At 74.1% G+C, this 2,682-nt stretch carries 1 protein-coding gene; it reads left to right on the top strand.

All coding sequences use genetic code 11. The features are described from left to right. On the top strand, positions 1-2,682 hold a 2,682-nt coding region (locus tag ADL01_RS19065), incomplete at both ends, for a type I polyketide synthase (protein WP_159049574.1).

Below are 2,682 nucleotides of genomic sequence, written 5' to 3'. Positions count from 1 at the left end.
GCGCTGGCTCGTCGTACTCCCGGAGAACGCGGCGGAACACCCGTGGGCGACAGGTGCGAGCGAGGCACTGGCGCAAACCGGTGCGGAGGTCGTCGAACTGAAGCTCCCATCAGCGGAGTTGACCCGAAAAACGCTGTCCGCGCAGCTGCGGGAGACGGCCGAGGCGGGACTCGCCGGTGTGGTCTCCCTCCTCGCCCTGGATGAATCCGCCCACGACACGTACAAGGCCGTGTCGGTGGGGCTCGCGGGCACCGTCGCCCTCGTGCAGGCCCTCGGTGACGCCGGAGTCGGAGCTCGACTGTGGGCGCTGACCGGCGGAGCCGTCGCCACCGGGCGCGGCGACCGGGACACGAACCCCGTCCAGGCACAGATGTGGGGCCTCGGCCGGGTCGTGGCCCTGGAGTATCCGGACCGGTGGGGCGGTCTGATCGACCTGCCCCAGGCGTACGACGCGCGGGCCGCGTCGCGTTTCGCCGCAGTCCTGGCGGGCGCCGGGGACGAGGACCAGCTCGCGGTCCGGGACACGGGCGTCTTCGTACGCCGGTTCACGCCCGCCCCGGTGGACGCGGGCAAGGGCGCGGAGCCGGAGTGGGCGCCGCGCGGCACCGCGCTGATCACCGGCGGTACGGGCGCGATCGGCGGGCACGTGGCGCGCTGGCTGGCCCGCGAGGGCGCCGAGCACCTGGTCCTCACCAGCCGCCGCGGACTCGACGCACCCGGTGCCGTCGAACTCCAGGCGGAACTGGAGGAGTTGGGCGCCGAAGTCACCATCGCGGCCTGCGACGTCGCCGACTGGGACGCCGTCACCGGCCTCCTCGACGGCCTTGCGGCCCAGGGCCGCACCCTGCGCTCCGTCTTCCACGCGGCGGGCGTCGGCCAGGAGCAGCCCCTGGACACCATGACCGCCGCCGACATCGCCGAGACCCTGGAGGCGAAGGTCGCGGGCGCCGCGCACCTCGACGCACTCCTGGAGACCGGCTCGCTCGACGCGTTCGTGCTGTTCTCGTCCAACGCGGGCGTGTGGGGCAGCGGCAGCCAGGGCGCGTACGCCGCCGCCAACGCCCACCTCGACGCCCTGGCCGAGCAGCGCCGGGCACGCGGCCTCACCGCCACCTCCGTGGCCTGGGGCCTGTGGGGCGGCGGCAGCGGCATGGCCGGCGAGGAAGCCGAGGACGCCCTGCGCCGCCTCGGCGTCACCGCGATGGCACCGGAGCGCGCCATCGCGGCGCTGGCCGAGGCAGTGGCGTACGACGAGACGTTCCTGGCAGTCGCCGACATTGCCTGGGAGCGGTTCGCGCCCGCCTTCACCTCGGTGCGGCCGAGCCCCTTCATCGGGGACCTGCCCGGGGTGCGGCGCGCGCTCGCCGGACCAGAGCCCATCACAGGATCCGCGGCGTCCGGCACGAAGGGTCCGGTGTCGGGCTCCGAGTGGGCCGAGCGGCTCGCCGTCCTGCCGACGGCCGAACAGGAGCGGTCCACCCTCGACCTGGTACGCGCACAGGCCGCCGCCGTCCTCGGCCACGCGGGCGCGGAGGCCGTCGAACCCGGGCGCGCCTTCCGTGACCTGGGCTTCGACTCGGTTACGGCGGTCGAGGTACGCAACCGGCTCGCCGCCGCGACCGGCCTGAAGCTCCCCACCACCCTTGTCTTCGACTACCCGGACTCCCGAACCCTCGCCGCCCACCTGCGCCGCGAGGCACTCGGCGAGGCGCCCGGCACCACGACCACGGGGACGTCGCCGGTCACGCCCGCGACAGCCGACGACCCGATCGCCATCGTGTCCATGAGCTGCCGCTACCCCGGCGGCGCCACCAGCCCCGACGCCCTGTGGCGGCTGGTCGCCGACGGTACGGACGCCATTTCCGGCTTCCCCGCCGACCGCGGATGGGAGGGCACCGGCGCGGCGGCCTACAAGGCGGAGGGCGGATTCCTCTACGACGCCGCCGAGTTCGACGCCGCCTTCTTCGGCATCTCGCCCCGCGAAGCCCTGTCCATCGACCCCCAGCAGCGGCTCCTCCTGGAGACCTCCTGGGAACTCTTCGAACGCGCGGGCATCGCCCCCACCTCCGTACGCGGCCACCAGACCGGCGTCTTCATCGGCTCCGGCTACCAGGGCTACGGCGAGGGCGTCCAGGAGCCGCCGGGGGGCGTCGAGGGATATCTGCTCACCGGCAACGCCGGCGCGGTGGTCTCCGGCCGACTGTCGTACGTGTTCGGCCTGGAGGGCCCGGCGGTGACGGTCGACACGGCGTGCTCGTCGTCCCTCGTGGCTCTGCATCTGGCCGCGCAGGCGCTGCGCCAGGGCGAGTGCGATATGGCTCTCGCCGGTGGCGTGACCGTCATGTCGACACCCACCGCCTTCGACGAGTTCAGCAAGCAGCAGGGCCTGGCCGCCGACGGCCGCTGCAAGCCCTTCGCGGAGGCCGCCGACGGCACCGGCTGGGGCGAGGGCGTCGGCCTGCTCCTCCTTGAGCGGCTGTCGGACGCCCGCCGCAACGGCCACGAGGTGCTGGCGGTCGTGCGCGGCTCTGCGGTCAACCAGGACGGTGCGAGCAATGGCCTCACCGCGCCGAACGGGCCGTCCCAACAGCGTGTGATCCGCGCCGCGTTGGCGAACGCCGGTCTCACGGCCGGTGACGTCGACGCTGTGGAGGCCCACGGTACGGGCACCACGCTCGGCGA

It is taken from the genome of Streptomyces sp. NRRL WC-3618, assembly GCF_001280005.1.
In the GTDB taxonomy this organism is placed as follows: Bacteria; Actinomycetota; Actinomycetes; order Streptomycetales; family Streptomycetaceae; genus Streptomyces.
Note: the sequence above shows the minus strand (reverse complement) of the source record. Positions and strands in the feature narration are given on the sequence as shown.